Origin of the sequence: Marinactinospora thermotolerans DSM 45154 (assembly GCF_900167435.1) — a bacterium.
GTDB lineage: Bacteria > Actinomycetota > Actinomycetes > Streptosporangiales > Streptosporangiaceae > Marinactinospora > Marinactinospora thermotolerans.
On the sequence record NZ_FUWS01000002.1, the window covers coordinates 227,945 to 253,002 of the forward strand.

The 25,058-nt window shown below is 73.7% G+C and carries 24 protein-coding genes; 9 read left to right on the forward strand and 15 right to left on the reverse strand.

The window, feature by feature from the left end; translation table 11 throughout:
- Positions 1–100: 100 nt before the first annotated feature.
- The 10 genes from B5D66_RS03995 to B5D66_RS04040 form a co-directional block, all read right to left on the reverse strand.
- Positions 101–1,276, reverse strand: a complete 1,176-nt coding sequence (locus B5D66_RS03995) for a 4-hydroxybenzoate 3-monooxygenase (protein WP_078760229.1) — start codon at positions 1,274–1,276, stop codon at positions 101–103.
- A gap of 89 nt (positions 1,277–1,365) precedes the next feature.
- Positions 1,366–1,782 (reverse strand): 4-carboxymuconolactone decarboxylase, encoded by a 417-nt coding sequence (gene pcaC / locus B5D66_RS04000; RefSeq protein WP_078760230.1) that lies wholly within the window; start codon positions 1,780–1,782, stop codon positions 1,366–1,368.
- 28 nt (positions 1,783–1,810) lie between these two features.
- Complete coding sequence (pcaD, locus tag B5D66_RS04005) at positions 1,811–2,575, reverse strand: 3-oxoadipate enol-lactonase (RefSeq protein WP_078760231.1); 765 nt, start codon at positions 2,573–2,575, stop codon at positions 1,811–1,813.
- Positions 2,572–3,945 carry a 3-carboxy-cis,cis-muconate cycloisomerase gene (pcaB, locus tag B5D66_RS04010; RefSeq protein ID WP_200813510.1) on the reverse strand — a complete coding sequence of 458 codons (1,374 nt, stop codon included), beginning with the start codon at positions 3,943–3,945 and terminating at the stop codon, positions 2,572–2,574. The genes pcaD and pcaB overlap by 4 nt, the downstream gene beginning before the upstream one ends.
- Positions 3,946–4,015: 70 nt before the next feature.
- Positions 4,016–4,573, reverse strand: coding sequence for a protocatechuate 3,4-dioxygenase subunit alpha (gene pcaG, locus B5D66_RS04015; RefSeq protein ID WP_078760232.1), 558 nt, complete (start codon positions 4,571–4,573; stop codon positions 4,016–4,018).
- A complete protein-coding gene (pcaH, locus tag B5D66_RS04020; protein ID WP_078760233.1) occupies positions 4,573–5,331 on the reverse strand; it encodes a protocatechuate 3,4-dioxygenase subunit beta in 759 nt (252 codons plus the stop codon). Before pcaH ends, pcaG begins: the two co-directional genes overlap by 1 nt.
- Before the next feature lie 28 nt (positions 5,332–5,359).
- Complete coding sequence (locus B5D66_RS04025; protein ID WP_078760525.1) at positions 5,360–6,535, reverse strand: thiolase family protein; 1,176 nt, start codon at positions 6,533–6,535, stop codon at positions 5,360–5,362.
- A 41-nt stretch (positions 6,536–6,576) separates the two neighbouring features.
- Positions 6,577–7,332: a CoA-transferase subunit beta gene (locus B5D66_RS04030; RefSeq protein ID WP_078760234.1), complete on the reverse strand. Its 756-nt coding sequence runs from the start codon at positions 7,330–7,332 to the stop codon at positions 6,577–6,579.
- Positions 7,329–8,156, reverse strand: a complete 828-nt coding sequence (locus tag B5D66_RS04035; RefSeq protein ID WP_078760235.1) for a CoA transferase subunit A — start codon at positions 8,154–8,156, stop codon at positions 7,329–7,331. The genes B5D66_RS04030 and B5D66_RS04035 overlap by 4 nt, the downstream gene beginning before the upstream one ends.
- A gap of 148 nt (positions 8,157–8,304) precedes the next feature.
- Positions 8,305–9,123, reverse strand: a complete 819-nt coding sequence (locus B5D66_RS04040) for an IclR family transcriptional regulator (protein ID WP_078760236.1) — start codon at positions 9,121–9,123, stop codon at positions 8,305–8,307.
- A 471-nt stretch (positions 9,124–9,594) separates the two neighbouring features.
- On the opposite strand from B5D66_RS04040, the gene B5D66_RS04045 reads away from it, so the two are divergent.
- Genes B5D66_RS04045 through B5D66_RS04070 form a run of 6 tightly spaced genes read left to right on the forward strand, consistent with a single transcriptional unit; the run spans position 9,595 to position 16,213 of the window.
- A complete protein-coding gene (locus B5D66_RS04045; RefSeq protein ID WP_078760237.1) occupies positions 9,595–10,545 on the forward strand; it encodes an ABC transporter substrate-binding protein in 951 nt (316 codons plus the stop codon).
- Between the two features lie 8 nt (positions 10,546–10,553).
- A complete protein-coding gene (locus B5D66_RS04050; protein WP_144389958.1) occupies positions 10,554–11,405 on the forward strand; it encodes an ABC transporter permease in 852 nt (283 codons plus the stop codon).
- Complete coding sequence (locus B5D66_RS04055; RefSeq protein WP_078760239.1) at positions 11,402–12,229, forward strand: ABC transporter permease; 828 nt, start codon at positions 11,402–11,404, stop codon at positions 12,227–12,229. The genes B5D66_RS04050 and B5D66_RS04055 overlap by 4 nt, the downstream gene beginning before the upstream one ends.
- 48 nt (positions 12,230–12,277) lie before the next feature.
- A complete protein-coding gene (locus B5D66_RS04060; RefSeq protein WP_078760526.1) occupies positions 12,278–13,072 on the forward strand; it encodes an ABC transporter ATP-binding protein in 795 nt (264 codons plus the stop codon).
- A 21-nt stretch (positions 13,073–13,093) separates the two neighbouring features.
- On the forward strand, positions 13,094–14,716 hold the full coding sequence (locus B5D66_RS04065) for a thiamine pyrophosphate-dependent enzyme (protein ID WP_078760240.1): 1,623 nt from the start codon (positions 13,094–13,096) through the stop codon (positions 14,714–14,716).
- A gap of 36 nt (positions 14,717–14,752) precedes the next feature.
- Entirely contained in the window at positions 14,753–16,213 is a 1,461-nt protein-coding gene (locus B5D66_RS04070) for an aldehyde dehydrogenase family protein (protein WP_078760241.1), read from the forward strand.
- A gap of 50 nt (positions 16,214–16,263) precedes the next feature.
- Here the strand turns inward: B5D66_RS04070 and B5D66_RS04075 are convergent, their stop codons facing one another.
- Genes B5D66_RS04075 through B5D66_RS04090 form a run of 4 tightly spaced genes read right to left on the reverse strand, consistent with a single transcriptional unit; the run spans position 16,264 to position 20,886 of the window.
- Entirely contained in the window at positions 16,264–17,151 is an 888-nt protein-coding gene (locus tag B5D66_RS04075; RefSeq protein WP_078760242.1) for a carbohydrate ABC transporter permease, read from the reverse strand.
- The gene (locus B5D66_RS04080) at positions 17,152–18,099 is read right to left on the reverse strand and encodes a carbohydrate ABC transporter permease (protein ID WP_078760527.1); all 948 of its coding nucleotides are present in this window, start codon (positions 18,097–18,099) and stop codon (positions 17,152–17,154) included.
- A gap of 58 nt (positions 18,100–18,157) precedes the next feature.
- Complete coding sequence (locus B5D66_RS04085; RefSeq protein ID WP_235000726.1) at positions 18,158–19,564, reverse strand: ABC transporter substrate-binding protein; 1,407 nt, start codon at positions 19,562–19,564, stop codon at positions 18,158–18,160.
- Between the two features lie 35 nt (positions 19,565–19,599).
- The gene (locus tag B5D66_RS04090) at positions 19,600–20,886 is read right to left on the reverse strand and encodes a glycoside hydrolase family 15 protein (protein WP_078760528.1); all 1,287 of its coding nucleotides are present in this window, start codon (positions 20,884–20,886) and stop codon (positions 19,600–19,602) included.
- 323 nt (positions 20,887–21,209) lie between these two features.
- Here B5D66_RS04090 and B5D66_RS04095 point away from each other — a divergent pair, with 323 nt between their 5' ends.
- From B5D66_RS04095 to B5D66_RS04105, 3 genes are read left to right on the forward strand one after another with little or no spacing between them, the layout of a single operon-like run.
- Positions 21,210–22,439, forward strand: a complete 1,230-nt coding sequence (locus tag B5D66_RS04095; RefSeq protein ID WP_078760244.1) for an alpha/beta hydrolase — start codon at positions 21,210–21,212, stop codon at positions 22,437–22,439.
- A gap of 32 nt (positions 22,440–22,471) precedes the next feature.
- Positions 22,472–23,176 carry a RibD family protein gene (locus tag B5D66_RS04100; protein ID WP_078760245.1) on the forward strand — a complete coding sequence of 235 codons (705 nt, stop codon included), beginning with the start codon at positions 22,472–22,474 and terminating at the stop codon, positions 23,174–23,176.
- Positions 23,173–23,631 (forward strand): cytidine/deoxycytidylate deaminase family protein, encoded by a 459-nt coding sequence (locus B5D66_RS04105; RefSeq protein ID WP_078760246.1) that lies wholly within the window; start codon positions 23,173–23,175, stop codon positions 23,629–23,631. The genes B5D66_RS04100 and B5D66_RS04105 overlap by 4 nt, the downstream gene beginning before the upstream one ends.
- A 16-nt stretch (positions 23,632–23,647) precedes the next feature.
- Here B5D66_RS04105 and B5D66_RS04110 read toward each other — a convergent pair whose 3' ends face one another.
- A complete protein-coding gene (locus B5D66_RS04110; protein WP_078760247.1) occupies positions 23,648–24,937 on the reverse strand; it encodes an alkaline phosphatase family protein in 1,290 nt (429 codons plus the stop codon).
- Positions 24,938–25,058: the final 121 nt, after the last annotated feature.

Genomic DNA, 25,058 nt, shown 5'->3' on the forward strand with positions numbered 1-25,058 from the left:
TGAGGAGGCCGGGTGGGGGAGGGCGGGGCCGGCCGCATCGAGGCACGCCGAGGAGACCGGCGGCCCCGGTGGGCGGGCGGTGCGGGGGAGGTTCCCGAGGTCAGACCTGCGGGAGCCCGGTGTAGTTCTCGGCGATCTCGGTGGCGGCGGCCCGCGAGGCGGCGATGCGGTCCAGGTCCGAGATCTGTAGGCGGCGCTCGAAGTCGCCCCCCTGCGGGTCGGGGTGCAGCATCGTCGTCATCCGGTAGGAGAAGTGCTCGGCCCGCCAGACCCGGCGCAGCGCGTCGTCGGAGTAGGAGTCGAGCAGCGTGGTGGAACCGTCCCGGTCCCACGCGGTGAGCGCCTCGGCCAGGAGCATGACGTCGTGCATGGCCAGGTTGAGGCCCTTCGCGCCGGTGGGCGGCACGATGTGGGCCGCGTCGCCGGCGAGGAAGAGGGAACCGTGGCGCATCGGCTCGGTGACGAAGCTGCGCATGGGGGTGATCGACTTGTCGGTGATCGGGCCGCGCTTGAGCTCCCAGGAACCGTCGGCGAGCGCGAAGCGGGCGGTCAGCTCGTCCCAGATCCGCTCGTCGGACCATTCGGCGGTGTCGGTTCCGTTGGGGACCTGGAGGTAGAGCCGGCTCACCTGCTCCGAGCGCATGCTGTGCAGCGCGAACCCGCGGTCGCTGTGGGCGTAGATCAGCTCGTCGCACGAGGGAGGGACGTCGGCGAGGATGCCCAGCCAGCTGAACGGGTAGACCTTGTCGAAGGTGCGCACCACCGCGGCGGGCAGCGAGGCGCGGCCGATGCCGTGGAAACCGTCGCAGGCCACCACGATGTCGCACTCCAGGACCTGTTCGGCGGCGCCGTCGGTGAACCGGACGCGGGGGGAGCCGGTGTCGATGTCCTCGATCGCGGTCGCCCGGGACTCGAACAGGATCTTCCCGCCGTCGGCGAGACGACGGGCGATGAGGTCCTTGACGATCTCGGTCTGGGCGTAGATGACGACCTCGCGGCCGCACAGGTCGGGGAAGTCCAGGTGGTGGGCGCGGCCGTCGAAGCGCAGCTCGATGCCATGGTGCACCAGTCCCTCGCGGTCCATGCGCCCGCCGACGCCGGCCCCGCGCAGGGTCTCGGCGACGGCGTGCTCGACGACGCCCGCGCGCTGGCGCCGCTCGACGTAGTCGCGGGACCGGGCCTCCAAGACGACGGACTCGATGCCCTGAAGGTGCAGCAGGTGGGAGAGCAGCAGGCCGGCGGGGCCGGCGCCGATGATGCCGACGCGGGTGCGCATGGGGACTCCTCGGAGGGTCGGAACGGGCCGGAGCTGGGACGTGTCCGGCGGGGAGAGGCCGCGGTGGGGTGGACCGGGCGAGGTGGGGATCAGTGGGGGGAGGTGTCGTCGATCTCGGCCAGGACGCGCTGGGCGATGGAGAACGCCTTGTTCGCGGCGGGGACGCCGCAGTAGATCGCGGCCTGGAGGAAGACCTCGGCGATCTCCTCGGCGCTCAGCCCGTTGCGCACGGCGGCGCGCACGTGCATGGCCAGCTCCTCCCAGTGGCCCTTGGCGACCAGGGCGGTCAGCACCATGCAGCTGCGGGTCTTGCGGTCCAGCCCCGGGCGGGTCCAGATCTCGCCCCAGGCGTAGCGGGTGATGAGGTCCTGGAACGGTTCGGTGAACGGTGTCGTGCCGGCCACGGCACGGTCGACGTGGGCGTCGCCGAGGACCGCCCGGCGCACCCGCATGCCCTCGGCGTGCCGGGCCTCGTCGGTCGCGGACCGTGTCTCATCGGTGTCCATGGGAATTCCCTTCGCGCGGAGGGCCGCGTCAGCGCACGAAGTGCGCGCGCAGCAGCGGATTGACCTGGTCGGCGCGTTCCCAGCTGGCCAGGTGGGCGCCGGGACCGACGACCTCCAGGCGGGCGCCGGGCACCGCGTCGGCGATGAGTTCGGCGTGGGCGGGCGGGGTGGCGGGGTCGTCGGCTCCGGCGACGACCAGTGTCGGGGCGGCGATCGCGGGCAGGTCGGGGCGCAGGTCCATGCGTTCGATGGCCGCGCAGCATCCCGCGTACCCCTCGGCGGGGGTCGCGGCGACCATCGACGTCATCCGTTCGACCACGGCGGGCTCGGCGTGGGCGAAGCCGGGGGTGAACCACCGTTCCACCACTCCGGCGGCGACCGCCCCGGTGCCTTCGGCGCGCACGGTCGCGGCGCGCCGGCTCCACCCCTCGGGCGGTCCCAGCAGCGCCGACGTGCACAGCAGCGCCAGTCGGTCGATCCGTTCGGGGGCGTGCGCGCCCAGCCACATCCCGGTCATCCCGCCGATGGACAGCCCGGCGAAGTGCGCCCGGCGCACGCCCAGGCGGTCGAGCAGGCGCACCACGTCCGCGCCCAGGTCGGCGATCGTGTAGGGGCCGCCGGGCACGGGGGAGCGGCCGTGACCGCGCATGTCGTAACGGACCACCCGCAGGTCCCGCGCGAGGTCGGCGACCTGCGGCTCCCACATTTCCAGGGTGCTGCCCAGGGAACCGCCCAGGATCAGGACGGGCGCGTCCTCGGGGCCGTCGATGACGTGGTGGACGTCGACCGTCATCCTTCCTCACCTTCCACTCCAGCGGGCCGCGCGCCGAAGCGCTGTAGTGCCCGGTCGACGAACACGCCGGCGCTTCCCAGGTAGCCGGCCGGATCCAGCAGCGCGGCGATCTCCTCGCGCGAACGCCGCACCTCCGCCTGCCCGGCCAGCACGTCGGCGAGGTCGCGCCGGCCGTCGGCCGCCTCGGCGCAGGCGTCCTGGACGAGTTCGTGGGCGGCCATCCGGCCGAGGTCGGCGGCCAACGCCGTGGTGACCCGCTCGGCGAGCAGCAGCCCACCGGTCAGGTCCAGGTTGGCGCGCATCCGCGCGGGGTCCACCCGCAGCCGTTCCACCGAGGCGCGCAACCAGGCCACCGCCGAGCCGGTCAGGCACAACAGCCGCGAGAGCGGCTGCCATTCGGAGTGCCAGGACCCCGCGGCGCGCTGGTGTTCCTGCGCCATCGACGCCAGCAGCGACGCGACCAGCGCCGGCGCCTGTTGGGCGCAGGCCAGCGCGGACACCGCGGCGATCGGGTTGCGTTTGTGGGGCAGGGTGGAGGAACCGCCCGTTCCCGCCTCCCCCTCCTCGGCGACCTCGCCGACCTCGGTCTGGGCGAGCAGGACGATGTCGTGGGCGGCCTTCGCGACCGCGCCGCACAACCGGCCCAACGCACCGGCCAGCTCGGCGATCCGGCCGCGGTCGGTGTGCCAGGGCAGGGCCGGCTCCGCCAGGCCGAGTTCGGCGGCGTAGGCGCGCACCACGTCGGGTCCGGCGGCGCCCAGGGAGGCCAGTGTCCCGGCGGCGCCGCCGAGCTGGACCGCGAGCCCGTCGCCGGCCACGTCGGACAGCCGCGTCGCGGCCGTCGAGATCGCCTCCAGCCAGCCCGCGGCGACCAGGCCGAACGTGGTGGGCAGCGCCTGCTGGAGGAGGGTGCGCCCCGCCATGGGGGTGTCACGGTGGCGACGGGCCGAGCGGGCCAGTTCCCGGGTCAGCGCTCCGGCGTCGGCGTCGATGGCCGCGCAGGCCCGCCGGGCCACCAGCATCGCCGCGGTGTCCATGATGTCCTGGCTGGTCGCGCCCTTGTGGACGTGGCGCGCGGCCTCCCCCTCCACGGCCCGGGTGAGTTCCCGCACCAGCGGGATCACCGGGTTTCCACCTCCAGCGGCGGCCCGGCCGAGCGCGTCGGCGTCGAAGCGCTCCGGCAGGCACGCGGCGGCGATGGCCTCGGCCGCGGCCGGTTCGATCAGCCCGACACGGGCCTGGGCCCGGGCCAGGCCGGCCTCGGCGTCGAGCAGGGCCCGCAGCCAGCCGGCGTCACCGGTGTGCTCTGCGGCGCCGCCCCGCTCGAACACCCCGCCGAACAGGCCGGTCGGGACGGATATGGCGGTCATGGTGGTCTTTCCGTTGCTTGCGGTGTCTCGCGGTCCGGTTCCGGCGCGGCCGGAACCGGACCGCCGGTCCTCAGATGTCGAAGAACGCGGTCTCGTTCTCCCCCTGGAGCCGGATGTCGAACCGGTAGCCGTCGTCGGTGGCATCGGCGATGAGCGTCGCCCGCACGGCGGGGTCGGACACCGCGCACAGCACCGGGTCGGCGGCGTTGGCGGTCTGCTCCTCGGGGAAGTAGATCCGCGTCACCACCCGGTGCAGCATGCCGCGGGCGAACACCGAGACGTCGATGTGCGGGGCCTGGGGCCCGCGCGGACCGGGGAGCGGACCGGGCTTGAGGGTGAAGATCCCGTAGGCGCCGTGGGCGTCGGTGGGGCAGCGGCCGAAACCGCGGAACCCCGGGCGACGTACCGCGCCGCGCGGATCGTCGGGGTGGTCGAACCGGCCGTCCGGATCGGCCTGCCAGGTCTCGATGAGGCCGTCGGTGACCGGCTGGCCGGCCCCGTCGTAGAGGGTCCCGCGGATCCAGATCCCCCCGGACGTCCCCTCCTCGACGGCGAAGGGGCCGTCGGGCCAGGGCAGGCCGATGTGCAGGTAGGGGCCGACGGTCTGGGACGGAGTGGTGTCGGGCATCAGTCGTCGTCCACCTCGGTCTCGAAGGGGGTCTCCTCGCGGCCCCGCAGCACGATGTCCCACTCGTAGGCCAGCGCCCATTCGGGGACCGTGGCGGCGTAGTCGAACCTGGCCACCAGCCGCTCCCGCGCCGCGGGGTCGGGGATGGAGTTCCACATGGGGTCCTGGAAGAACAGCGGGTCGCCGGGGAAGTACATCTGGGTGACCAGCCGCTGCGTGAAGGCCCGGCCGAACAGCGAGAAGTGGATGTGGGCGGGGCGCCAGGCGTTGTCGTGGTTCTTCCACGGGTAGGCGCCCGGCTGGATCGTCGTGAAGCGGTAGCGCCCCTCTGCGTCGGTCATGGTGCGCCCGACCCCGGTGAAGTTGGGGTCCAACGGGCAGGGCCAGTTGTCGTTGACGTGGCGGTACCTCCCGCCCGCGTTGGCCTGCCAGATCTCCACCAGCGTGTTGGGGACCGGCCGGCCGTCGCTGTCGAGCACCCGCCCGTGCACGATGATGCGCTGGCCCTGCGGTTCCCCGTCGTGCTGGCGGGTGAGGTCGTTGTCGAGCTCGCCGATCCGGTCCTCGCCCAGGACGGGGCTGGTGATCTCGGTGAGCATGTGCGGCAGCAGGGTCAGGGCGCGCTTGGGATGGCGCAGCGCGGTGCTCTTGTACCCGGAGAAGTCCAGCGGCGGGTGGACCTCGTGGTCACGCCGATAGCCGGGGACGGTCAGGCCGCGTTCGCGCGCGGTCTCCTCGGGTTCCACTGGTGTCGTCATTGTTTCCTCCACAATCGGTGCCGCTGCATCAGACGTGCAGCACGACGGCCAGACCCTGCCCCACGCCGATGCAGATCGCGGCCAGTCCCCAGCCCCCGCCCCGGCGGTGCAGTTCCCGGGCGAGCGTGCCCAGGATGCGCGCGCCGGAGGCCCCCAACGGGTGGCCGATCGCGATGGCCCCGCCGTTGGGGTTGACGATCTCGGGGTCCAGGTCGGGCCAGTTGCGCATGCAGGCCAGGGCCTGGGCGGCGAACGCCTCGTTGAGCTCGACGACGGACAGGTCGCCCCAGCCGATCCCGGCCCGGCGCAGCGCGGTGTTGGCGGCCTCCACCGGGCCGATACCGAAGGTGTCGGGGTCCACGCCGGCCACGCCACGGCTGACGATGCGCGCCAACGGTTCGCGGCCGGTCGCCCGCACGGCGGCCTCGTCCCCGATGAGCAGCGCGGCCGCACCGTCGTTGAGCGGTGAGGCGTTGCCCGCGGTGATGGTCCCCTCGGGCCGGAAGGCGGGCTTGAGGGCGGCGAGCTTGTCGGCGGTGGTCGCGCGGATGCTCTCGTCCCGCTCCAGCTCCACCCCCGGGACCGCGACGACCTCGTCGTCGAAGACGCCCCGCTCCCAGGCCGCCGCCGCCCGCTCGTGGCTGCGCAGCGCGAACCGGTCCTGCTCGGCCCGGCCGATGCCGTGCGTCTCGGCGACCCGTTCGGTGCTCTCGCCGAGCGAGATCGTCCACTGTTCGGGCATCCTCGGGTTGACCAGGCGCCAGCCCAGCGTGGTGGAGTGCAGCGTCTCGTGGCCGGCCGGGTAGCCCTTGGCGGGCTTGGGCAGCACCCACGGCGCCCGGCTCATCGACTCCACGCCACCGGCCACCACCACCGAGGCGTCGCCGACCGCGACGGCCCGGTTGGCGGCGATCACGGCCTCCAGGCCCGATCCGCACAGCCGGTTCACCGTCGCGCCGGGCACCGAGGTGGGCAGACCGGCCAGGAGCGCGGCCATACGGGCGACGTTGCGGTTGTCCTCGCCCGCGCCGTTGGCGTCACCGAGGTAGACGTCGTCGATCAGGGCGGGGTCCAGGTCGGGGGAGCGGTCCACGACGGAGCGGACGACGTGCGCGGCGAGGTCGTCGGGCCGCACACCGGCGAGCGCCCCTCCGTATTTGCCGAAGGGGGTCCGGATCGCATCGAGGATGAACACGTCGGTCATGGTGGTTCCCATCCGTTGGGGGCGTGCCGGGCGGCGGCGGGTCACTTCCCGGTCAGGGCCCGCAGCACCGCCAGCTCCTCGGCGGTCGGCTCGGGCGTACGGCCGAGATCGGGGGAGACGGCCAGGTCCCAGCCGGTGGCCGCGCGGGCGTCGTCGACCGAGACACCGGGGTGGATCTGGACCAGGGTCAGTTCGCGGGTCACGGGGTCGGGTTCCAAGACGCCGAGGTCGGTGATGACGCGGGAGGGGCCGGCGCCGCGCAGGCCCAGGTCGGCCCGGTCGGTACCGCCCTTGCCGTGGCCGACGGAGGTCACGAAGTCCACGGACTCGACGAAGGTGCGCCGGCTCTGGCGGACGATGACGATGACCTCGCGGCAGGAGGCGGCGATCTCGGGGGCGCCGCCGGCGCCGGGCAGGCGCACCTTGGGGTCGCCGTAGTCGCCGATCACGGTCGTGTTGATGTTGGCGTACCGGTCGATCTGCGCGGCGCCGAGGAAGCCCACGTCGATGCGGCCCGGCTGAAGCCAGTAGTTGAAGACCTCGGGCACCGGGATGACGGTGTCGGCTGTCTCGGCGAGGACACCGTCGCCGATGGACAGCGGCAGCGTCCCGGGCTTGGCGCCCAGGGTGCCCGACTCGTAGATCATCCACAGGTCCGGCGCGTGCGTGCGCCGGGCCAGGTTGGCGGCGGTGCTGGGCAGCCCGATGCCGACGAAGCAGGCCATCGCGCCGCTGAGGGCGTGGGCCGCCGTCACGGTCATGATCTCGTCAGAGGTGTAATCCGTGACGGTGCTCATCGTCCACCTTCCCGGGCGGCGCCGGCGCCGCCGAACACGTCGGTCTCCAGCCAGCGCGCGAACGAGTCGCGGTCCCGGCTGATCGGGTCCCAAGCCTGGTAGGCGCCGTTGTCGCGCTCGTAGTAGCCGTGCGCGTAGGAGGGGCGGGCCCCTCCGGGCACCTCGGCGACCGCGGTCACCACCCTGCTGGGCAGGATGACCTGTCCGGGCAGCGGTTCGAGCTCGTCGACGATCTCCTCGACCGTGACCAGGGAGCGGCGTGCCGCCAGCACGGCCTCCTTCTGCACGCCGGTGATGCCCCACATCTGGACGTTTCCGCGGCGGTCGGCGCGTTGCGCGTGGATGATCGTGACATCGGGGTTGAGGGCGGGCACGGCGGTGAGCCGTTCGCCGGTGAAGGGGCACTCCACCGTCGCGATGTTGGGGGTGTGGGAGACGAGGTCGGTTCCGGTGTAGCCGCGCATGACGGCGAACGGCAGGCCCGAGGCGCCGGCGACGTAGCGGTTGGCCATGCCGGCGTGGCTGTGCTCCTCGATCTCCAGCGGGACCGGCCACCCGTTCTGGATGGCGTCGCGGAAGCGGTGCAGGGAGCCCACGCCGGGGTTGCCGCCCCAGGAGAACACCAGCTTGCGCGCGCATCCCGCACCGATCAGCTGGTCGTAGACCACGTCGGGGGTCATGCGGACCAGGGTGAGGTCGCGGCGGCCCTGCCGGATGATCTCGTGCCCCGCGGAGACGGGGATGAGGTGGGTGAAGCCCTCCAGCGCGACCGTGTCCCCGTCCCGGACGAGCTCACGGATCCCCTCGTCCAACGACACGATCATAAGCGTCTCATCCTTTGTTCGGATAGCGAATAAATGTTCATAAAGCGAACATCGTTGGGGGTGAAGCTACCCCTCGCCTGTGATCCGGGTCAAGAGCCGCTGTGAGGGCGCCTACTCGGCAGGGTGATCCGCGCTGCCCCGCGGGGACCTAGCCGCCCGTCCCCCGGCTGCGCGCGGCGATCTCCAGATCGGCCTCGATCCGCGCCGTGGCCGCCAACAACGGGGGCAGCAGGTCTCGTCGGATGTCCTCGATCGACGTGCGGCTGGCGTGCGTCGAGACGTTCGCCGCGGCGACCACCCGTCCCTCCCGGTCGCGGATCGGGGCCGCCACCGAGCGCAGGCCCTCCTCCAGCTCCTGGTCCACGATCGCCCAGCCCTGCGCGCGCACCCGGTCCAGCTCGGCGCGCAGCCGGGCGGGTGAGGAGAGGGTGTGCGCGGTAAGGCGGCGCATCTGGAGCCGTTCCAGGTAGGCGCCCAGTTCTTCGGGGGAGCGGCCGGCCAGCAGCACCCGGCCCATCGACGTGGCGTAGGCGGGGAAGCGGGTGCCGACGTTGATCGACACCGCCATGATCCGCGACGTCGCCACGCGCGCCACGTACACGACGTCGTCGCCGTCGAGGACCGAGACCGAGGAGGATTCCCGCACCTCGGCGACCAGGCGCTCCAGGTGGGGCTGGACCACCTCGGGCAGGCCGGCCGAGGAGAGGTAGGCGTAGCCGAGCTCCAGCACCCGCGGCGTCAGCGAGAACAACCGGCCGTCGGTGCGCACGTAGCCCAGGTCGGCGAGGGTGAGCAGGAAGCGGCGGGCCGCGGCCCGGGTGAGCCCGGTCGCCCTGGCGACGTCGCTCAGCGTCATCGTCGGAGCCTCGGGGGTGAAGGCGCGGATCACCGCCAGCCCGCGCTCCAGGGACTGGACGTAGTGCTCGGCGCGTACGTGGCCGTCGGGGTCGTTGCGGGTCGCCGTCATGGTGTTCCTTCCGCGTCGCGGGGCGCCGCCCGACCGGGCGGCGCCCTCTCGGGTGGCTGCGGCCGGATCCGTCCGGCCGTCCGCGTGTGCGGTCATTCTGGGTGATGTTCCCATACCGCACAGAGGTGGACGGGGGACTTTCCCCGGCCGGTGACCACAGGTGGACATGGTGACGTTCCGGTTCTTCGACGGAACGGCCAGTTAGGTCCCATGACCTGATCTATTTCGTCTGCGCTGCGCCGTGGTGACGAAAAAAGTGGAACGTGACCGGTCTCCCTTGACGGCGTGAGCGCCATCACTTATGTTCGCGGAAAGAACATGCGTTCGTAAAACGAACGAAACACGTGTGTGCCGGTTTTGCCCGGACCCCGCGGTATCCGACCGCATCCCCGGCCCGCGGCCCCGACCGCCCCCTCCGGACAGGCGGTCCGGCACGCGGGATCCCCGCCCTTCCCCCACTTGGAGAGCCCGATGCGTCGTACGCCCCTCGCCCTGGCGGGCACACTGCTCCTGGCCGCCACCACCGCCTGCGGAGGCGGCGGGCCCACCGAGGAAGGAGGACTCACCCAGGTCACCGTGGGTGCGATCCCCATCATCGACGTCGCCCCCATCTACCTCGGCCAGGAACAGGGATTCTTCGAGGAACGCGGCATCGAACTGACCATCGAGAGCACCAGCGGAGGCGCCGCCGCCGTCCCCGGTGTCGTCAGCGGCAACTTCCAGTTCGCCTTCGGCAACGTCACCTCGCTGATCATCGGACGCCAGGAGAACCTGCCCCTCAAGATCGTCACCAACGGTGTGACCAGCAGCGGCCAGGACGGTGCCGACTTCGGCGCCATCGTCGTGCCCGAGGGCAGCGACATCACCTCCCCCGAACAGCTGGAGGGGGCCACCGTCGCGGTGAACAACCTCAAGAACATCGGTGACACCACCGTGCGCAACTCCGTGGAGCTGGCCGGCGGCGACGGAAGCGGCATCGAGTTCGTCGAACTGGCCTTCCCCGACATGCCGGCCGCGCTCGACAACAACCAGGTCGACGCCGCCTGGGTGGTCGAACCACACCTGACCACCGCGCTGCGCAACGGCGCCACCGAGATCGCCTCCAACTTCGTCGACGCCTCACCGGACCTGTCCGTCGCGGCCTACTTCACCTCCGAACAGACGATCGCCGAGAACCCCGAACTGGTCGACGCGTTCACCGAGGCCATGACCGAGTCCCTGGAGTACGCCGACGCCAACCCCGACGAGGTGCGCCGCATCCTGTCCACCTACACCGAGATCGCCCCCGAGGTCATCGAGGAACTGCGGCTGCCGCGCTTCCCGGCCGAGGTCGACCGCGCCTCGGTGCAGACCGTCGCCGACCTGATGGTCGAGCACGGCACCCTCGACGAGGCCCCCGACCTGGACGCCCTCTACCGATGACGGCCGCTATGACCGACAACGCCCCCGCCACCCCGGCCGCCGGACCGACGGCCGAGGCCGGTCCGTCCAGGGCCGCGCGCGCGACCTCCCGCCTCGGCACCACCGCCCTCGGCCTCACCGGCATCGCCGGTTTCCTCCTGCTGTGGGAGGTGGTGCCCCGGATCGGACTGGTCTCGGCCGACTACCTGCCCCCGGCCTCCCAGGTCCTCGTCGCGCTCGCCGAGCGCCTCACCCTGCCACGGCTGTGGGTCGCCCTGCTCGACACCGTGATCGGCTGGGGCCTGGGCCTGCTCATCGCCACCGTGGCCGCCGTCGTCCTCGGCTTCGCCGTGGGCTCGCTGCCACTGCTGCGCCGCCTCACCGCCTCCACCGTGGAGTTCCTGCGCCCGATCCCCTCGGTCGCGCTCATCCCGCTGGCGGTCCTGCTCTACGCCACCGACATCCGCTCCACCCTGCTGCTCGTCGTCTACGCGGCCTTCTGGCAGATCTACATCCAGGTGCTCTACGGCGTCGCCGACGTCGACCCGGTCGCCGAACAGACCGCCCGCTCCTTCGGGCTGGGCCGGCTGGCCCGGATCCGCCACGTCGTGTGGCCCTCGGCGCTGCCCTACGTCCTCACCGGGTTCCGCCTGGGCGCCGCCGTCGCGCTGATCCTCGCCATCACCGCCCAGCTCATCATCGGCAGCCCGGGGCTGGGCAAGGAGATCGCCGTCGCCCAGTCCAGCGGCGCGGTCGCCGCGGTCTACGCCCTGGTCATCCTCACCGGCGCGCTCGGTGTCATCGTCAACATCGGGGTGCGCGCGCTGGAACGGCGTCTCCTCCACTGGCACACCTCCGTCCGAGGGGAGAACGTCGCATGAGCGCCCCCGAAGTCACATCCGCGCGGCGCGCCCCGGCCCTGCGCCTCCTCACCGCGGCGGCCCTGCGCCTGTGGTACCTGCTCGCGCTGCCCGCCGCGCTCATCCTGCTGTGGTGGTGGGCCGGCGCCGTCAGCGGCATGTACTACCTGTCCTCACCCGATGTCATCGCCGCCACCTTCGCCGAGGTCTGGTTCGGTGAGCGGTTCCTCGTCGACGCCCTGCCCAGCGTCGCCCGGCTGCTCGGCGGGTTCGCGCTGGCCGCCGTGCTGGGGGTCGCCCTGGGCGTCGGCCTGGGCCTGTCGCCTCGGCTGCGCGCCCTCACCGAGCCGGTCCTGGAGTTCCTGCGGGCCATCCCGCCGCCCGTCCTGGTCCCCCTGCTGATGCTGCTGGCCGGGGTCAGCACCGGGATGAAGCTCCTGGTCATCGTCTCCGGATGCATCTGGCCGATCCTGCTCAACACGATCGAGGGCGTGCGCGCGGTGGACCCGGTCCTGGCCGACACCTGCCGCTGCTACGGCATCGGGAGGCGACGCCGGCTGACCACCCTGATCCTGCGCTCGGCCAGCCCGCAGATCATGGCGGGCCTGCGCCAGGCGCTGTCCATCGCGATCATCCTCATGGTCATCAGCGAGATGTTCGCCAGCTCCAGCGGCCTGGGCTTCACCATCGTGCAGTTCCAGCGCAGTTTCGCCATCCCGGAGATGTGGACCGGCATCGTGCTGCTGGGTCTCATCGGGTTCCTGCTGTCCGTGTTGTTCCAGCTCGTCGAGAAGCGCGTGCTGGCCTGGTACAACGGCGTCCGCGCCGCGACTCGGGGGGAATGAGCCGACATGACGTCATCCGACACCGTCCACGGCGCGGCGGGCACGCCCATGCTCGACGTGGCCGGGCTGCGCAAGGTCTACCAGGGGGAGGGGCGCGCCGTCGAAGCCGTGCGCGACCTCACCTTCGCCCTCGCCGACGGCGAGCTGGCCTGCCTTGTCGGCCCGTCCGGCTGTGGCAAGACCACGCTGCTCAAGTGCATCGCCGGACTGTTGCGCCCCACCTCCGGCACCGTGCGGCTGGCCGGGCGCGGGGTCACCTCCCCGCCCCCGGACATGGCGGTGGTGTTCCAGGAGTACGGGCGCAGCCTGTTCCCCTGGCTCACCGTCCACGCCAACGTCGAGCTGCCGCTCAAGGAGAAGGGGCTGCCCAAGGAGCGGCGCGCGGAGCTCGTCACCGGAGCCCTCGAAGCGGTCGGCCTGGCCGACTTCGCCGGCTCCCACCCCTGGCAGCTCTCCGGCGGCATGCAGCAGCGCGTCGCGATCGCCCGGGCCATCGCCTACGAGCCGCGCGTGCTGCTGATGGACGAGCCGTTCGCGGCCGTCGACGCCCAGACCCGCGCCGACCTGGAGGACCTCATCCGATCGCTGTGGAAGCGCTTCGGCATGACCGTCCTGTTCGTCACCCACGACATCGACGAGGCCGTCTACCTGGGACAGCGCGTCCTCGTCCTGTCCTCCTCGCCCACCGTCGTGCAGGACGACATCACCGTGGACCTGCCCGACGAACGCGACCAGCTGACGACCCGCTCCCTGCCCCGCTTCGCCGAGCTGCGCACCCGGGTCTACGCCGAGATCCAAAGCGCCAAGCGCGGCCCGGCGGTCGCGGGCACGGCCGGCGAATAGAAGATCGACGAGGAGGACAGCGTGACCACAGGATCGCGGACCGTCCGCGACGCCACCTTGGAGATGCTGCGCGGGCTCGACCTGACCACCATCTTCGCCAACCCCGGATCCACCGAGGTCGGCTTCCTCACCGACCTGCCCGAGGATCTGGACTTCGTCCTGGCGTTGCACGAGGGCTCGGTGGTCGGCATGGCCACCGGCTGGGCCATCGCCCGCAGGCGCCCCGCGCTCGTCCAGCTGCACACCACCGCGGGACTGGGCAACGCGGTCGGGGCGCTGGCCACCGCCCGTGTCAACCGGGCCCCGCTGGTGGTGCTCGTGGGCCAGCAGGACCGCCGCCACCTCGCCCAGGAGCCCTTCCTCGCGGGGCGGCTGGAGGGCCTGGCCGGCGACTACCCCGTCTGGGTCAAACAGCCCGAGCGGGCCCAGGACGTGCCCGCCGCCATCGCCAGGGCCCACCACGAGGCGAGCACGCACGGCGGTCCCGCGCTGGTCATCGTCCCCATGGACGACTGGCACCAGCCCGCCGGCGACCCCGCCGTCCACGCCGCGCCCCGGCGCGTCCTGCGCCCCGCCCCGGCCCCGGCCGCCCTGGACCCGGCCCTGGAGGAGGTGGCCGCCCTGGTCGACGGCGCCCGATCCCCGGCGTTGGTCGCCGGGGCGGCCAACGACGACGAGGAGGGCTGGGCGGCCCTGGTCGCCCTCGCCGAGCGGCTCGGCTGCCCGGTGTGGCAGGAGAGCTTCGGGGCGCGTGCCGGGTTCCCGCAGGACCACGCGCTGTTCGCCGGGCACCTGCCCGCCGACCGGCCGCGGCTGCGCGCCCTCCTGGCCCCCCACGACGTCGTGGTCGCGGTCGGCGCGCCGGTCTTCCGCCAGTACCAGTACCACCCCGGGCCGCTCGTCGAGCCCGCGACCCGTACCGTCGTCGTCTCCGCCGACGCGGGGGAGATCGGCCACAGCCCCGCCGACGTCGCCGTGCACACCCCCGTGGCGCCCTTCGTCGCGGCGCTGGCCGAGCGCGTCCGGCGCCGCCCCGGCTCCGATGAGCCCCGACGCGAGGTGGCGCGCCCGCTCCCGCCCGAGCCCGGCCGTCCCCTCGCGCCCGGCCACGTCTTCGCCGCGCTGGCCGAGCGCGCCGCCGCCGACACGATCTTCGTGGAGGAGACCCCCTCCAGCCGGCCCGAGATGCACGCGCTGCTGCCGGCCCGGCGCCCCCTCGGCTTCCTGTCCGCGGCGATGGGCGGCCTGGGCTTCGCCCTGCCCGCGGCCACCGGGGCGCGCATGGCCGACCCCCGACGGCCGGTCGTCGCGGTCGTCGGCGACGGATCGGCGATGTACCAGGTACAGGCGCTGTGGAGCGCGGCCCGCTACGGCGCGGGCGTCCTGTTCGTCGTCTTGTCCAACGGCCGCTACGCGATCATGGACCGCCTCGCCGAGGGGCAGGGGGGCAAGCCCCCGTGGCCGGCGTTCGACGAGGTGTCGGTCGCGGAGGTGGCCCGCGGGTTGGGCTGTCCCGCCCGCAGGATCACCTCCTACGACGACCTCATCACCGTTTTGGACGAGGTCGTCCCCACCCTGACGGAGCGGACCGAACCACTCGTGCTCGATGTCGAGGTGACGGTCGGGACGACGTTCGCCCCCTGAGGGCACCGTGTGGTCGAGAACGTGAGAAGGAGTGACATGAGTCTGTTCGACGGCGACGTGTGGACGTCGAAGGTGTTCACCGGAACCTGGACGAGCGCGCGTGGCGGCGACGCCCCGGTCGTCTCCCCGGCGACCGGCGCCGAGATCGGCCGGATCGGCTCGGCCGACGCCACCGACGTGGCCGAGGCCGCCGCCGTGGCGGCCAAGGCCCAGCGCGCCTGGGCCGCCGCGCCTTTCGCGGAGCGCGCGGCGGTGCTGCGCCGGGCCGGAGCCCTGTTCGAGGAGTACGGCGACGAGGTCGCCGGCTGGCTGGGCCGCGAAGCGGGGTCGGCGCCCGGCAAGGCCGGCTTCGAGGCGCACCTGGCCGTCACCGAGGCCTACGAGTGCGCCGCCCTGGCCTCCCAGCCCGCCGGCGAGGTGCTGCGCTCGGCCAAGCCTCGGCTGAGCCTGGCCCGCCGGGTCCCGGTGGGGGTGGTCGGCGTCATCGCCCCGTTCAACTTCCCGCTCATCCTCGCCATGCGCTCGGTCGCGCCCGCGCTGGCCCTGGGCAACGCGGTCGTGCTCAAGCCCGACCCGCGCACCGCCGTGTCCGGGGGAGCGGTCATCGCCGAGGTCCTCCGCCGCGCCGGACTGCCCGAGGGCGTCTTGCACGTGCTCCCGGGCGGCGCCGCGGCCGGGGTGGCGTTGGTCGAGGCGCCCGAGGTCCGCGTCATCTCCTTCACCGGCTCCACCGCGGCCGGCCGCAAGGTCGGCGAGGCCGCCGGACGCCACCTCAAGCGCGCCCACCTGGAGCTGGGCGGGAACTCGCCCTTGATCGTGCTCGCCGACGCCGACGTCCAGCGCGCCGCGTCGGTGGGGGCGTGGGGGTCCTTCCTGCACCAGGGACAGATCTGCATGACGACCGGACGCCACCTCGTGCACGAGTCCATCGCCGACGCCTACGTCGAGGCGCTGGCGGCCAAGGCCGAGGCGCTGCGGGTCGGCGACCCCGAGAGCGGCGAGGTCGCGCTCGGACCGATCATCGACGCGGGGCAGCGCGACAAGATCCACTCCCTGGTCACCCGCAGCGTCGAGGCCGGGGCCCGGCTGGCCGCCGGCGGCACCTACGAGGGCCTGTTCTACCGGCCGACCGTCCTGGACGGTGTGACCGTCGACACCCCGGCCTTCGCCGAGGAGGTCTTCGGGCCGGTCGCCCCGGTGATCCGCTTCTCCACCCTGGAAGAGGCCGCCGAGATCGCGAGCAGCAGCGACTACGGGCTGTCGCTGGGCATCCTCACCGCCAACCCGATGCGCGGCTACGAGCTCGCCGAGCGCATCCCCTCGGGGATCGTGCACATCAACGACCAGACCGTCGACGACGAGTCGGTCGCGCCCTTCGGCGGGGTCGGCGACTCCGGCACCGGTTCGCGGTTCGGGGGGACCACCGCCAACATCGAGGCGTTCACCGAGACCCAGTGGGTCACGATGCAGGCCGAGATCGAGCGTTACCCCTTCTGATCGCGTCCGCGGTGGGGGAGGCCCGCGGGGCCTCCCCCACCGGGCGCCGTTCAGCCCTTCTCGGCGCCGGCGGTCAGCCCCGAGATCAGCAGCCGCTGCGCCGCGAGGAACCCCACCACCACCGGCACGGTGATCGCGATCGACCCGGCCATCAGCACCGGCGCGGGCACCGTGAAGTCGGTGAGCTGGGCGATGCCCAGCGACACCGTCCACCGCTCACGGTCGTCGACCAGGAACAGCAGCGCGAACAGGAACTCGTTCCAGGCGATCATGAACACATACAGCGCGGTGGCGGTGATGCCCGGCAGCGCCATGGGCAGCACGACCCGCGTGATCACCTGGACCCGGTTGCACCCGTCCACCTCGGCCGCCTCCTCCACGCTCGCCGGGACCGCGCGGAAGTAGTTGCGCAGCATGTACAGCGACACCGGCACCGTCTGCGCCAGGTAGATCAGCACCAGCCCCAGCAGCGACCGGGTCAGCCCCATCCGGCTGAACAGCACGAACAGCGGCACCGCCAGCACGATCCCGGGGAACAGGTAGACCGCCAGGAAGAACCCGTTGACCGCGTCGCGGCCCAGGAAACGCAGCCGCGCCGCGGCGTAGGCGCCCAGGGTGCTGCACGCCACCGCGAGCACCGTCGTCCCCACCGCCACGACCAGCGAGTTGCGCATGAACCTGGCCAGCCCGTAGCCGTCGGCGGACTCGTCGCGCAACGCCTCGGAGTAGGCGCCGAAGTCCAGTTCGCCGGGTGCCGGAAGCGCCAACGGGGCGGCGATCACATCGGGCAGCGAACGCAGCGACAGGACGATCCCGTACAGCAGCGGCCCGGCCGAGGCCAGCACCGCCGCGACGATCACCACCACGCGCAGCACCGCCAGCACCCGCCGCTCCACGGCGTGCCGGTCCAGCGGCGGACGGTTTCGGGTCCGGGGCATCTAGGCACGCTCCTTCCGCGACGCCCACACATACAGCGCGAGCGGCACCGCCAGGGCCAGGGTCATCAGCACCCCCAGCGCGGAGGCCGCGCCGATGTCGGCGCGGGTCACCAGCTCCTCATAGACCCGCACCGCCACCACCTGGGTGCCGCCCGCGCCGTCGGTGAGCAGGTAGACGTCGGTGAAGTTCTGGAACGACCAGATGAAGCGCAGCAGGGCCAGCAGCGCGATCACCCCGGTCAGCTGCGGCAGCAGGACGTGGCGGAACCCCTGCAACGGGGAGGCGCCGTCGACCACGGCGGCCTCCTCCACGTCGCGCGGCACCACCTGGAGGCGCGCGGTGATGAACAGGAACGCCAAGGGGAAGGAGCGCCACACCTCGAAGGCGATGACCACGCTCAGCGCCACCGGAACCGGCAGCCCCCACAGGTCGATGTCGTAGGTGCTGAGGAAGTTGATCGGCGCCTCCCAGCCGAGGAACCGCCGCCCCACCTCGTTGACGGCCCCGTACTGCGGGTTGAGCAGCGTCGTCCAGATCGTGGTCGCCGCCACCACCGGCAGCACGTAGGGGATGAGCAGCAGCCCGCGCACCAGACCACGCCCGCGGAAGGGACGGCGCAGCGCCAACGCCAGCACCAGGCCCACCAGGACCGAGCCGACCGTGCTCGCCGTGGCGTAGACCAGCGTGGTCCGCGCCGCCTTCCAGAATCCGGCGCTGGACAGCACGTCCGCGAAGTTGTCCAGGCTCACCCCGAGGTCGCCCAGCCCCAGGGAGCGGATCTCGATCAGCCGCAGGTCCTGGAAGGCCAGCACGAAACTGGCGACGAAGGGGGCCAACACCACCAGGCCGACGACCAGCAGGGTCGGCGCGACCAGCAGCCGCCCGTGCAACTCCTCCTGCGCGCGCCGGGTCCGGCGGGCACGGGCCCGCCGATCCGGCGATGTCATCACGCTCACGCCCACCTCACCGTTGTCGGGGCGGCGCACGGCGCCCGCCACTCGTCGCTCACTCGATGTCGGTACGCACTTCCTCGGCGATGCGCGTCATGTCCTCGGCGTACTCCCGCGCGTCGCCGCCGGACAGGAGCGTGCCCAGCTCCTGGACCAGCGCGTTCTGCGAGGCCAGCGATCCCGCGAGCACCGCGTCGGGGCCGCCGTACCCCCAGCGTTGGAAGGAGCCGGCCCCGTCGAGGATCGCCGAGATCGTCGCCTCGTCGTAGACGCGCGACAGTGGGGTCCGGGTCTCCTCGGACTCACCGGTGGGCAGATCGGCCCAGGCGTCGGTGAACGCGGAGGGCTCCTCGGGGGTTCCCGAGCGCATCGGCACCCGCCCCTCCGGGGAGACCCCCAACGTCTCCAGGTAGCCGTCGCCCAGCAGGAACTCGATGAAACGCCGTGCCTTCGCGGTGTCGGCGCCGTGGGGGACGCCCAGGTTGAGCGTGACCCCGTACTGGCCGCCACCCCCACGCGCACCGTCCGCCAGGAGGGCCACACCGGAGTTGTCGGCGAGGAAGCGTGGATCCCGCGCGCACTCGTCGCAGGTCGGCGGGAAGTCGGGGGCCAGCCCGGCCAACTCGTCGAAGATGTGGGTGCCCCAGAACAGCATCGCGCTCTCCCCGGCGAGATAGGCGGCCCGCGTGGACTCCACGTCCTGGTCGCCGGGGACCGACGCCGCGGCCAGCCGCGCGTACAGCTCCAGTCCCTCGACGCAGGCGGGAGAGCCCAGTGAGATCTCGCCCGCGCCGTCGGTGAGCCGGCACCCGTTGGCCAGCAGCAGGGCCTCCAGGGTCTGCGTGGTGAAGGGGTCCCCGGGCTTGGTGCCCAGCACGATCCCGGCGACCCCGTCGGTGTCCAGCGCCTCGGCCGCCGCGGCGACGTCGTGCAGGGTCTCGGGGGGCTCCAGCCCCGCCGCCGCGAACAGGTCCTCACGGTACAGCAGCACCTGGCCCCAGCCGTCGCTGGGGACCGCGGCGATCGTGCCGTCCACGGTCACCATCTCCAACGCCCGTTCGTTGAAGGTGGCGCGTCCCAGCCGTTCGACGGTGGCGGTGGCGACCTCGGTGTCCAACAGGCCCTGCCGGCTCCACGCCGCGGCCTGGTCGGGGGCGAGCATCACCACATCGGGCACGTCGCCGGAGGCGGCCCCGGTGACCAGCGCCTGGTTCTGGTCGGCGGCGGCCATCGGCACGACGTTCACCGCGATCCCGGTCTCCTGGGTGAACCTGTGGGCCGTCGCCTCCTGCTGGGCGATCCGGTCGGGCGTGACGTGGGAGGTCCAAAACGTCAACGCGCCGTCCTCGTCATCCCCGCCTCCCGCGCAGGCCGTTGCCAGCAGCAGCGCGACGACGGCGGCCGGCGCGAGGGCCGCGCGGCGGGCGCGCGGTGGGCGCGCCCGCCTCCTCGGTACGGACATGCAACCTCCTGAGCGGTCGGCGGGAGGAGACCGGGTCATCCCGGCGGTGTCGGCGGCGGGCGGCCCTCCAGCGAGGCCAGCGCGATGAGGACGCTCGCCCCGGTCAGGGCGAGCGGGGCGACGGCCGCCGGCCGGCCGTCCTCGGTGACCTTCTCCGGCAGCGCCCCCAGTCGGGTCCGGCGCTCCTCCAGCCAGGTCAACAACCCCTCGGCCAGGTGACGCTCGCCCGTCGCCGCCGCCGTCATCGCGAACAATGACACCTGGGGGGTCCAGGCGGTGCGGGTGTCGGCCCACTCCTCTCCCCCCCCCACCCCGCCGTTGGCCAGGCGCAACGCCGCCAGAGTGCGCCTCCAGGCGGCATGTGGGCCCGGCTCCATGGGAGAGAACGGCGGCAACAGGAACGCCACCGACGCGTCCCGGCCGCCGCCCCCCACGCGGCGGGGGAAGTCGAGGGGGGCGAAATGACGCCGGATCCCGTCGCGAAGCAGGTCCCGGACGCGTGCGCACCGCGCCGCAGCGGCGCCGTCGCCCGCCCGGCCGAGCAGGTCGGCGGCGGCCCGGGCACCGAGGAGCAAGGGCGCGGCCGTGCCCAGGGTCGCCTCGTCGACGTCGCGTTCCCAGTAGTCCTGGGAGGGCCGGGGCAGTCCCGTGCCCGGGTCCACGGCCGCGGACATCGCGTCGGCTGCGGCGCGGACCGTCGCCAGCATGTCGGCCAGCTCCGCCGCCACCGTCCTCGCGGGCGCGGTGGCCGCCCACACCCACAGCGCCCACAGGGTCCAGCCGATGCCGTCGAGCTGGGTGCCGCGCCGGTCCGGCACCCGCCCCGAACCGTCGGGCAGGTAGCGGGCCTGCCACGTGCCATCGGGCTCCTGTAGGCCACAGACGTAGCGGAGCGCCCGGAGCGCGTCACCGTGGCGACCGCCCAGGCACAGCGCCACCGCGCAGAACCCGGCGTCACGCGGCCAGACGTAGTGCCAGTAGGGGCTGGCCGCGGCGACCAGCGCCCCGTTGGGATACAGCAGCGCGCGGATGTCGACGAACGCGGTGCGGGCCATGGCCGCGTAACGGGTGCCGGCTCCCGGCAGCGTGGCCGCGGCCGTCTCGGCGGCGGCGCGCGCCACCTCGGCCGGCCCGGGCCGGGCGGCCCCGGGCAGCGTCCCGCTGGCGGGATCCAGGAACGGGGTGTCCGGTAGCCGGCGCAGCGCGCCGTGGGGCGGGACGACCAGCGGAGCCCCATCGGCGCCGGTGACGACCCCGTCGGCGTACAGACGGGTCTCGGGGTTCCACGCGGTGCCGCGCCGGCCCAGCACGGGTCCGTCCACGCGGCCGGAGGCGCCCGCGCCCGGGCCGTTCACCACGGTCCCGGCCGCCGTCCGGACGAGCCGATCCCCATCCGCATCGCCCCTCCTCTCCGACGGGCCGGCGGCCGCCCGTGCTGCCGTGGCGGCCGGATCACGCTCCGTCGTCCTTTCCTGCGAAGGTAGACCACGGCCGCGCCGAAGGGTAGGCCCGCGCGCCGGGGCGTGTCCGGCCGGAGGCGGACGGGCGCATAGCCGGGAAGATCGGGGGAAGCAGAGCCGCGGGCCCGGCCCCGCGTCCAAGGACGGCCCCTCCGTCCCGCGGCGGTCCGGCCGAAAGGGGATTCATGCGGCAAGGCCCACGGCACCAGCGACGGCCCGCCACCGGATCCGCCCGGCGCCGGTGGCGCGTACTCGCGATGGCGGTGGCCGCGCTCTGCGCGGCGGCCCTCGCGGTGGTGGCGTTCACGATCCTGTCCCGGTGGCTGCCGCCCGCCCTGCTCCCGCTGTCCCCCCTGCTGACCCGCCACGACCTGCACGTCGTGCCGTTCGCCCTGGCCGGCGTCGGCGTGGGGGCGCTCGCCGTGCTGGCGGGGGCGCGGCGCACCGGCGGGCTGACCATGGCGGTGGCCGCGTCCACCGCCGTCGTCGCGCTCCTCCCGGTCGCGGCGTCGTGGCGGACGGCCGAGGAGCAGGACGTCCCGCTCTCCCTGGCCGCCTACCTCGCCCCCGATCCGGAGAGGGGGCCCGACGAGTCCGACGTCGTCTACGGGCACGCCGACGGGCGGGAACTGCGGCTCGACGTCTACCGGCCACGGGGCGGCGGCCGGACCCCCGCGATCGTGCACGTCCACGGCGGGGCGTGGATCGGCGGGGACAAGGCGGAGTTCCCCGGCTGGCCGCGCCGCCTGGCCGACCAGGGCTACACGGTCTTCTCCGTCGACTACCGGCTGGCCCCGCCCGAGCGCTGGCGTGACGCGCCCGGTGACGTGCGCTGTGCCCTGAACTGGGTCACGGAGCACGCCGCCGACTACGGGGCCGACCCCGGCCGCGTCGTCCTGTCCGGCAGCTCGGCCGGCGGCCACCTCGCGCTCATGGCCGCCTACGCCGACGACACGATCCCGCCCACCTGCGGGGACGGGGACACCGCCGTCGCCGCGGTCCTCGCCCTGTACCCGGTCGCCGACATCGCCGCCTGGTGGCGCACCGACACCCTCGGGTACGGCGGCGCCGGACGGTCGCGCCCGGCCATGCGCGCCTACACCGGGGGCACCCCCGCCGAGGTCCCGAGCGCCTACGAGCTGGGCTCCCCCGGCCACTACGTTCGCCCCGGGCTGCCCCCCACCCTGATCCTGCACGGGGGACGCGACCACACCGTCCCCCCGGAACCCTCGGAGCGTCTCGCCGGGCAACTGGCCGCGGCGGGCGTCCCGACCCGCTTCGTCCGGCTCCCCTTCGCCGAGCACGGCTTCGACGTCGCCCAGGGGTCGTGGGCCGACCAGATCGCCCACGGCGTCACCACCCGCTTCCTGGCCGAGCACGCCCCGCCACGCGACACCGCCCACGGCGACCGGTGAACGCGCCCCCGCGCGCCGCTACCCTGGCAGGCATGACCGCTCCGGCACCGAACGGACGCCCCCACACCATCCTGAGCTGCGCGATGTCCATCGACGGCCACATCGACGACACCTCCGCCGACCGTCTGCGGCTGTCCGACGAGGCCGACTTCGACCGGGTGGACGAACTCCGGGCCGGCTGCGACGCGATCCTCATCGGCGCCGGCACCGTGCGCGCCGACGACCCGCGGCTGCTGGTGCGCTCGCCGCAGCGCCGCGCCCGCCGGATCGCCGAGGGCCGTGACGAACAGCTCCTCAAGGTCGTCTTGAGCGCCCGCGGCGACATCGACCCGCGCGCCCGCGTCCTGTCCACCGGCGCTCCCGGCGCGGTCGTCTACGTCGCCGACCCGGCCCACGCGGCCACCGCGCGACGCCTGGCGGACCTGCCCGACGTGGACGTGGTGGCCGTTGGGGACCCGCCCGATCCGGCCCGCGCCCTCGCCGACCTCGCCCGGCGTGGCGTGCGCCGCCTCATGGTCGAGGGCGGGGGCGCCGTGCACACCGCCTTCCTGTCCGCGGGGCTGGCCGACGAGCTCCACCTCGCGGTCGCGCCCTTCCTCATCGGCGACCCGGAGGCCCCCCGCTTCGTGCACCCCGCGGACTTCCCCAACGGTCCCGCCCGGCCGATGCGCCTGGCCGGCGTCGAACAGGTCGGCACCATGGCGGTGCTGCGCTACCTGCCGGGGGCGGCCACGTGACCGCGGACGCCCCCACCGCCACCGACCGGCGCCTGCTGGAGGCCGCCGTCGAACTGTCGCGCCGCTGCCCGCCCTCGCCCACCGCCTTCTCCGTGGGCGCGGTCATCGCCGACGCCCGCGGCGCGGTCCTCGCCGACGGCTACTCGCGCCGCGACGACCCGCTCGACCACGCCGAGGAGGTCGCGCTCCGCGGACTGCCCGCCGCCGACCCCCGCCTGGCCGAGGCCACCCTGTACAGCAGCCTCGAACCGTGCAGCGCCCGCGCCTCACGCCCCTGCCCGTGCGCCCGGCTGATCCTGGCCACCCCCATCCCCAGGGTGGTGTTCGCCTGGCGGGAACCGGCGATCTTCGTCGACTGCCAGGGCGCCGAGCTCCTCCGCGAGGCCGGCCGCAGCGTCATCGAGGTCCCCGACCTGGCGCCCCTGGTGCGCGAGGTCAACCGGCACCTGCTGTGAGCACCGCCGACCGCCCTCAGCCGTCGGTGAACGCCTCCTCCAACACCCGCCCCTGCGCGCCCGCGGGCGGTTCGGCGCCGAGCAGCCGGCTGATCGTGGGGGCCACGTCGATGACGCGCGCGTCGGCGGGGACGGCGCCCACCGCGATCCCGGGCCCCGACAGGATCAGCGGGGCGCGCGCCTCGCGCATGCTGGAATGCCCGCCACGCTCCCGGCCGTCGATGATCGCCGGATCGACGAAGGCGTAGGGCGGTCGCGCCTCGATCGTCAGGTCGCCCTCCTCAGGGGAGGCGCCCAGCGCGTCGAGCTCGCCCCGGTCGCGGACCGCCTCCAGCTCGGGCAGGCCGCGCAGCAGCGACTCCACCCGCGCCCGCCCCTCGGGCTCGGCCGCGGCACCGCGCAGGTAGACGTTGGCGGTGCGCGGGCTCGCGGTGAGCACCACCTCGGTGTCGGGGCCCGGCGCCCGGCCGGAGTACAACCGCTCGGCCCCGAACCCGGCGTCGCGCAGCGCGCCGAGCACCTGCGGCTCCAACGACTCGGTGTAGCCGGTCATGCCGTGGTCGGAGACGAACACCATCACGGTCCGCTCGTACAGCCCCGTCTCGCGTAGCGTCTCGACCAGCCGTCCCAGCCCCGTGTCCATCTCGGCGAGCCGGGCCGGGATGCGCTCGGAGCCGGGCCCCTCCCCGTGCCCGATCGAGTCGATGTCGGCCGAGTACAGCGCCAGGAGGTCGGGGACGCGCGCGACCGTCACCGGCTCGCCACCGGAGTCCACCGGCTCACCGCGCAGCACCCGCACCGCGGTGTCCACGTTCTCCTCCCACGTCGAGCCCTGCGTGTAGAGCCCATCGGGGTCCCCGTAGGACACCCCCCGATCCTGGACGATGTACCACCCCGCGGACACGACCGTGCGGCCCTGGCGCCGCAGGCTCTGCACCATGTTCTCGACCGCCAGCACACGGGTCTGGCCCCGGGCCCGGCCGGTGGCCGGATCCAGCACGTAGGCGGTGTTGCCGTGCGTCGCGGGCAGGGCGCCGGTGGCCAGGCTCGCCCGGTTGGGGTTGGACACGGCCTTGTAGGTGCACCCGGCCACCGTGCGCGTGCCGGAGGCGGCGAGCGCGTGCAGGTTCGGCAGCGAGGCGGCGTGCCGGTCCAGGTAGGAGGGGTCGACCCCGTCCCAGTCGACGAGGACCACGTGCCGCACCGTCCGGCCGGCCTCGGCGGAGGCCCGGGCCGCGGCGGGGCGCGCCGACAGGGCGAGGGAGGCGCCGACGGCGGTCGCGGCCAGGAACGTTCGTCTGCGCATGGGCGTCCTTCGCCTTCTGGTGGGGCGGGGCCGACGGGGCGTCACTGGCGAGCGTAGGCAAACCGGGGCGGCCAGGGAAGCAGCATGGCGCGCATGTCGCCCCGGGGTAAGACGGCCCGCA